Origin of the sequence: Candidatus Sodalis sp. SoCistrobi (genome assembly GCF_900143145.1) — a bacterium.
Lineage (GTDB): Bacteria > Pseudomonadota > Gammaproteobacteria > Enterobacterales > Enterobacteriaceae > SoCistrobi.
Map to the genome: position 1 here is coordinate 1 of NZ_FRDB01000154.1, position 7,330 is coordinate 7,330.

The 7,330-nt window shown below is 54.3% G+C and carries 6 protein-coding genes and 1 pseudogene; 4 read left to right on the forward strand and 3 right to left on the reverse strand.

Features of this window, described 5'->3' with window-relative positions; translation table 11 throughout:
- A partial coding sequence (locus CINSTRO3249_RS10820; RefSeq protein WP_254304262.1) for a flagellar biosynthesis protein FlhF occupies positions 1-1,360 on the forward strand: 1,360 nt, incomplete at its 5' end.
- A gap of 406 nt (positions 1,361-1,766) precedes the next feature.
- On the opposite strand, the gene hda is transcribed toward CINSTRO3249_RS10820, so the two are convergent.
- From hda to upp, 3 genes and pseudogenes are all read right to left on the reverse strand, one after another.
- On the reverse strand, positions 1,767-2,495 hold the full coding sequence (gene hda, locus CINSTRO3249_RS10830) for a DnaA inactivator Hda (protein ID WP_074013294.1): 729 nt from the start codon (positions 2,493-2,495) through the stop codon (positions 1,767-1,769).
- A 54-nt stretch (positions 2,496-2,549) separates the two neighbouring features.
- Positions 2,550-3,798: pseudogene (gene uraA / locus CINSTRO3249_RS10835) on the reverse strand (uracil permease).
- 57 nt (positions 3,799-3,855) lie between these two features.
- Entirely contained in the window at positions 3,856-4,482 is a 627-nt protein-coding gene (gene upp, locus CINSTRO3249_RS10840) for a uracil phosphoribosyltransferase (RefSeq protein WP_011411555.1), read from the reverse strand.
- 231 nt (positions 4,483-4,713) lie between these two features.
- On the opposite strand from upp, the gene purM reads away from it, so the two are divergent.
- The 3 genes from purM to CINSTRO3249_RS10855 all read left to right on the forward strand — a co-directional run.
- Positions 4,714-5,751, forward strand: a complete 1,038-nt coding sequence (gene purM / locus CINSTRO3249_RS10845; protein WP_074013295.1) for a phosphoribosylformylglycinamidine cyclo-ligase — start codon at positions 4,714-4,716, stop codon at positions 5,749-5,751.
- The gene (gene purN, locus CINSTRO3249_RS10850; protein ID WP_074013296.1) at positions 5,751-6,389 is read left to right on the forward strand and encodes a phosphoribosylglycinamide formyltransferase; all 639 of its coding nucleotides are present in this window, start codon (positions 5,751-5,753) and stop codon (positions 6,387-6,389) included. The genes purM and purN overlap by 1 nt, the downstream gene beginning before the upstream one ends.
- Before the next feature lie 771 nt (positions 6,390-7,160).
- The coding region (locus CINSTRO3249_RS10855) for an IS1 family transposase (RefSeq protein ID WP_143146886.1) at positions 7,161-7,330 on the forward strand (170 nt) is incomplete at its 3' end.

Here is a 7,330-nt window from a genome sequence, read left to right on the forward strand (position 1 = left end):
CATAGGTATCTACACATTTATCGTGATACCTGTTATTACTTTGCAGAATGATTTCAACCTATCTGTTGGCGGGATTGACTCTCGCCTTACCCGCCGATATCAGACGCTGGTTAAACAGCATATGACGCCCGCGGCTCTTCTTGCTTCTGCGGTTAAAGACCTCGCAAGTGCTCAAAAATCAACTTTCGCAACTACCCAAGCTGTCTGGCGTTTTCTGAATAATAAGCGAATTAGCTTCAGTCAACTCAATGAGCCAATTATTTCGCTAGCACTTGAGCAAATTTCGCTTAGCCCGCATCCATACGCTCTCGTTGTTCATGATTGGTCACGTTTACAATTTCTTTACCATCATGCCAAATACGGACGCTTAAAAATGACGCACGGTGGCGATGTTGGATATGAACTTCAAAGCAGCTTGCTGGTTGATGCTGGCACGGGTTTGCCAATAGCGCCTCTATCTCAGACACTTACCGATGCAACCGGTTGTCATTCAACGTTGGCGGAAGGACTGTCCGAACGGCAGACACATATGGACGCCTTGACGACCGATATTGCCCGTGTGGAATCGCTTAATATAGGTAAAAAGCTGATTCATATAATTGATAGAGAGGGTGACTCTATTGGACATATGCGGACGTTGAGTACTCAAGGAATATGCTGGCTTATCCGAGGAAAAGAAGGACATGGTGCAGAGTGGCAAGGTAATTCATTGAAAATTGGTGAGATTGCTGCTCTTCTGCCATACAACGGATGCGGACAGGTAGACTGGAAAGGGAAAAAAGCTGATATGGAAATCAGTGAAACCTCGATAGTCATAACCCGAGCTGCGCAGCAGAAGCGTAAAGATAAAGAAACCGGCCGCCGCATAAAAATCCAACCTGGAGAGCCTCTGACGGTCAGATTGGTTGTTGTTCGGCTTACGGATGATCTCGGTAATGTGGTGGGACGCTGGACGCTGCTTACAAACGTTTGCAGCGAGATCACCTGCGAGGAAGTAGCTCGTTGGTATTACTGGCGCTGGAATATTGAATCATTTTTTAAGTTGCTGAAAGGTGCCGGACATGACGTAGAAACATGGCTTCAGCGCAGCGCGCCAGCCGTACTACGCAGGTTGTTAATAGCCAGTATGGCTGCTGTTCTGGTATGGCGGCTGCAACGCGCTGAAGGAGAAGAAAATGCGGCAGCCCGCCAGCTGATATGTCGCTTGTCAGGACGACAGCAAAAGCGAGGCCGCAGAGAGAGCGCTCCTGCTCTGCTCGCTGGCCTATCCATCTTGTTGAATACACTAAAATTATTATCGGAATATAGTCTGGAAGAACTTACTCATTTAGCGAGAGTTGCTCTTAAGCCTCCTCCCTGATGTGTAGATACCTATGCCTTAGGGGTCGGCTCGGCCAACGTCATGACACGCCACGCAGGATGCACGGCGTGTCATGTGGAACGCAATTCCCATGACGCAGGTTGTGGAACGCAGTACGCTGGATGCGGAACGCAAGACCCAGGACGCAGGTTGCGAAATGCAGCGCGCAGAATACGGAACCCAGGACGTAGCATGCGGAACGCAGGTTGTGGAACGCAGTACGCTGGATACAGAACGCAAGACCCGGGACGCAGGTTGCGAAATGCAGAACGCAGAATACGGAACGCAGGTTGTGGAACGTGGAACGCAACATTCAGTAAGCGAAGAGCGCCAACGCCCTTTACGAAAGAGATAAAGAAAGCCGCGCACCGGCTCATCCTGCCGATGCAGAGTAAAAATGCACGCCTTACAGATTTAAAATCGCTTTCACGAAGGGAATGGTCAGTTTGCGCTGGGCGCGGATAGAGGCATGGTCCAGCTGATCAAGCGTCGCCGACAAGGTGCGCATATCCCTTTCCAATCTTTTCAGCAAGAAACGGCTGACGTCCTCCGGCAATTCAAAGCCGCGCAGTTTCGCCCGCATTTGCAAGGCATAGCCCTTTTCCTCATCGGAAAGCGGCTGCAGGCGATAAATTTGCCCCCAATCCAGGCGCGAGGCCAAATCCGGCAAGCTGAGATTCAATTGGCGGGGCGGGCAATTGCCGCTGATGATAAGCCGGGTGCGCCCAGTTTCCTGAATGCGGTTATAGAGGTTGAAAATAGCCATTTCCCACGGCGGGTCGCCGACGATACATTCAATATTATCGATGGTCACCAGCGCCAGTTGCTCCATGCCCTCCAGCACCTCCGGTACAAACCAGGTGCGCTTGTCCAGCGGCACATAACCTACGGCCTTTGCGCGCGCCGATAGCGCCGCGCAGGCGGCATGCAGCAAATGGCTGCGGCCACCGCCCTTACGCGACCAGAAATAAAGGTAGCTGCCGTGTTCGCGGTCCAGCATCCCCTGCAACGCCGCCAGCAACGCGCCATTTTCGCCGGGATAAAAGCTGGCGAAAGTTTCGTCATCGGGTAAATAGAGCGGTAAAGAAAGCTGCGCCGGCGTGTTCAGATGTACCTCTTGCGTTCTGGCAAAGATCCTTTCCAGTTTACCATAACTTTACCGCGCCGGGAGGTCGGCGCGGTGCGGCCATCAGGAGGGCGTGCCTTCATCGGGTTCCAGAATTTTCTCTTCGCCGCGCAGTAACGTGATAACACGGAATATCAGGCTCAGCGCGATACCCACTATGGTCGCCAGCGCCATGCCCTTCAGTTCGACGGCGCCGAGATGAATTTTCGCGCCGCTGACGCCGATAATCAGAATTACCGAGGTCAAAATCAGGTTTTGCGCTTTATTATAATCCACCTTCGACTCGATGAGCACCCGGATGCCGGATGCGGCGATGACGCCGTACAACAGCAGCGACACGCCGCCCATTACCGGTACCGGCACCGCTTGAATCGCCGCCGCGAGTTTGCCAACGCAGGACAGTGCAATCGCCAGGATCGCCGCGCCGCCGATAACCCAAGTGCTGTAAACGCGGGTTATCGCCATGACGCCGATATTTTCCCCGTAGGTGGTGTTCGGCGTCGAGCCGAAAAAGCCGGATAACAGCGTTGACGCGCCGTTGGCGAACATTGAGCGGTGCAGGCCCGAGTCGCGCAATAAATCACGCTGCACGATATTGGCGGTCACCACCAGATGCCCGACATGCTCGGCTATCACCATCAGCGCCGCCGGCAGGATAGTCAGGATGGCCATCCACTCAAAGCGCGGATGGTAAAACGTCGGCAGGAGAAACCAGGGCGCGGCGGACAGCGCATAGCCCGCCAGCACCCCGATAAGGATGGGGATGATAGCCAGGAAACTGCGGAACAACACCGAGCCCAGCACCGTGACGCCGAGGGTTGCCATGGAAATGGCCACCGTGGTGCCGTCCACCGGCGCATCGGCGCTCGGCAGCAGGCCCGCCATATTGGCCGCGACGCCGGCCAGCTCCAGACCAATAACCGCCACGATAGCCCCCATGGCGGCGGGAGGAAAGATGACGTTGATCCAACCGATTCCGGCCTTCTTCACGATAAGCCCCACCACGCAGAACAGCGCGCCGCAGGCGATGAAGCCCCCCAGCGTCAGCTCATAGCCCAGCGGCAACAGCAGCAATACCGGCGAGATGAAGGCGAAGCTGGAGCCGAGATAGGCGGGAATTTTGCCCTTGCAGATGAAAAGATACAGCAAAGTGCCGATACCGTTAAACAGCAGGACGGTACCGGGGTTGATTTTAAATAAAATCGGCACCAGCACCGTGGGCGCCAAACATGGCGAACAGGTGCTGCAGACTCAGCGGGATGGTTTGCAGCAGCGGCGGGCGTTCCGACACCCCGATGGCGCGACGGGTCATGGTGACTTTCCTCAGAATTCAGGGTCAAAAAAAACCGACTCAATGGCCGGTTCGGGGTTATTTGGTACCAAAGATTTTATCGCCCGCGTCACCCAGGCCCGGCATGATATAGCCTTTTTCGTTAAGTCCCTTATCGATAGCCGCAGTGTAAAGTTCCACGTCGGGATGCGCCTTTTCCAGCGCCGCGATGCCTTCAGGCGCCGCCACCAGCACCAATACCTTAATACAGGGGCAGCCGGCTTTTTTCAATAAATCGATAGTGGCGATCATCGAGCCGCCGGTCGCCAGCATCGGATCCACCACCAGCGCCATGCGCTCATCGATGCTCGACACCAGCTTATGAAAATAAGGTACCGGCGTCAGGGTGTTTTCATCACGGTAAACGCCAACCACGCTGATACGCGCGCTGGGCAGATTTTCCAAAACGCCGTCCATCATGCCGAGCCCGGCCCGCAGGATCGGAACAACGGTAATTTTTTTTCCTTTAATTTGATCAATTTCAACCGGCCCGCACCAACCTTCGATAGTGACCTTTTCGGTTTCCATATCGGCGGTCGCGACATAGGTCAACAGGCTACCCACTTCCGATGCCAGTTCGCGAAAGCGTTTGGTACTGATATCGTGAGCGCGCATCAACCCCAGCTTGTGTTTCACCAGCGGGTGTTTAACCTCAACGATCTTCATGTTATCTCTCCCCTAGGGCACTGAACGGTCAAAAAAAATCGCGAGATTATAACCCCTTTTCCCCGCCGCGCCATACGAATTTGCCTGATCCTGATCAAGGCTTTAATGGAATTACTATAGTCAACAAAAAGGCCGGCGCGAATGCAACAGCTCTCGCAAACGATTGCCCACGCTGTTAGAATTGGCGGCGCCCCATTTCAAGCAACCGGTTATCTCCGTGGAGATCTTGCAGTGACCGACAAAACCTCTCTCAGTTACAAAGACGTAGGTGTGGATATCGATGCCGGCAACGCATTGGTAGACCGTATTAAAGGTGTTGTGAAACAGACCAAACGCCCGGAAGTGATGGGCGGGCTGGGCGGTTTCGGTGCGCTGTGCGCGCTACCGCAGAAATACCGCGAGCCGATTCTGGTTTCAGGCACCGACGGCGTCGGTACCAAACTGCGTCTGGCCATGGATTTGAAACGCCACGATACCATCGGCATCGATTTGGTGGCAATGTGCGTGAACGACCTGGTGGTTCAGGGCGCCGAGCCGCTGTTTTTCCTCGACTATTATGCCACCGGCAAACTGGACGTCGATACCGCAGCCGCGGTGATAACCGGCATCGCCGAGGGCTGTAAACAGTCCGGCTGCGCGCTGGTCGGCGGTGAAACGGCGGAAATGCCCGGCATGTACCACGGCGAGGACTACGACGTCGCCGGCTTCTGCGTCGGCGTAGTGGAAAAAGCGGACATCATCGACGGCAGCAAGGTGCAGACCGGCGATACCTTGCTGGCGCTGGCCGCAAGCGGCCCTCATTCCAACGGCTACTCGCTGGTACGCAAGATTTTGTCCTTCAGCCAGACCGACCCCGAACAAACGCAGGTAGAAGGCAAATCGCTGGCGGACCATCTGCTGGCGCCGACGCGCATCTACGTCAAGTCGCTGCTGTCCCTTATCGCGCAGACCGAGGTACATGCTATCGCGCATTTGACCGGCGGCGGCTTCTGGGAAAACATCCCGCGCGTTCTGCCGGCCGGTACCCAGGCGGTGATTGATGAAAACAGCTGGCAATGGCCGGCGGTTTTCCGCTGGCTGCAGCAGGCCGGCAATGTGAGTCGCCATGAAATGTACCGCACCTTTAACTGCGGCGTCGGCATGGTCATTGCCGTGCCTGCGGCCAGCGCCGATAAAGCGCTGGCTATCCTGGCCGACTTGGGCGAAACCGCCTGGGTGCTCGGCCAAATTCAGCCCGCTGACGGCGAGCACCAGGTGATTATCCGCTGATGAAACACCTGGTGGTGCTGATTTCAGGCGAAGGCAGCAACCTGCAGGCGCTGATTGATGCCTGCCAGCAGGGTAAGATTGCGGCGCGGATCGCCGCGGTCATCAGTCATCGCGCCGACGCCTACGGGCTGACGCGTGCCGCGGCCGCCGGGATCGAGGCCAAGACGCTTAACCCGGCGGATTTCGCCAGCCGTGAAGATTACGATCGGGCGCTCGCCGCCCTTATCGACCGCTACCCGCCGGCGGTCATCGTCCTCGCCGGCTTTATGCGCATTCTGACCTCGGCCTTTGTCGCGCGCTATGCCGGCCGCATGCTCAACGTACATCCCTCGTTGTTGCCGCGCTATCCTGGATTACATACCCATCGCCAGGCGCTCGCCAATGGCGATGCCGAGCACGGCACCTCGGTGCATTTCGTCACCGACCAACTGGACGGCGGCCCGGTGATTTTACAAGCGCGGGTGCCCATTTTTGCGCAAGACGATGAGCAGATACTGGCGCAACGGGTGAAAACCCAAGAGCACGCCATTTATCCGCTGGTCATCAACTGGCTGCTAACGGGCCGGTTGTCGCTGCGTGATAACGTTGCCTGGCTGGACGGCGCGCCCCTGCCGGCCGCCGGCTATGCCGCGGATTAAATCTAAAGAGCCCGCCTGCGAAGGCGCTGTTAATCTCATGGCATGATTAACAGCGCATCACGGTCATTCACCGTAAGCCCACCCCTCGCTCCACAAGCACCCCCTGGAGAAAAATGATGACTGAAACACGCCTTTCTCCGGGCACGTCCAGGCTGTAACGGAATGAACGAAACGGGCCGGTAAGCGGATGTCTGCCTTTGCGTTCAACCCTATGGGTTCAGAAAATAGTGTCGTCCATCACCTTATCATCATAAATAGCATTCAAAAGCCAACATTGTAAACGTACAATAAGCCGCGCTTGGGGCTTTAATATTATCGCGCATTAAATCAGGGTTTAATTAATTTCGTAAGCGTATGGTATAGTCTTAGAATAATTATATTATTTATTTTAAAGCGAATAATGTAATTATTCAATATAAGCGTTAATTTCTCACCGGTTCCGTTTTATTTTATTTTTTTAGCAAGAAAGCCGATATATTTTCATCTCAACATTAACCCAGAGGTGAAAATGAAAATATTAAACCATGCCTTCCATCATGTAAAAGCCCATTGTCTTAAAAGTACTGACTCAGCGGCAAAATTAGCCCATAACATGTCTAAGGGAAAACTACGAGAGAAGGATGTCACTTACGCCCAAAAACTGTTAAGCGTAAAACAAAGCTCATTAAAGCCTAATTCTCCTAAAAAGCTGAAGTACGACGCTTTAATTGCCAGGTAATGCCTTCAAATAGTTGACTTTTGTGATATTCTGCCTCTATTTGAGGTTTCCACGTGGTTACAGTTTCTGTTCATTGTCCTCGCTGCCATTCAGATGAAATTTATCGACATGGCCTTAGTCCAACTAAGCGCGAACGCTTCCGGTGTCAGTGCTGTCACCGTGTATTCCAGCTTACCTACCGCTATGAAGCGCGAAAGCCGGGAGTTAAAGAGCAGATCGTTGA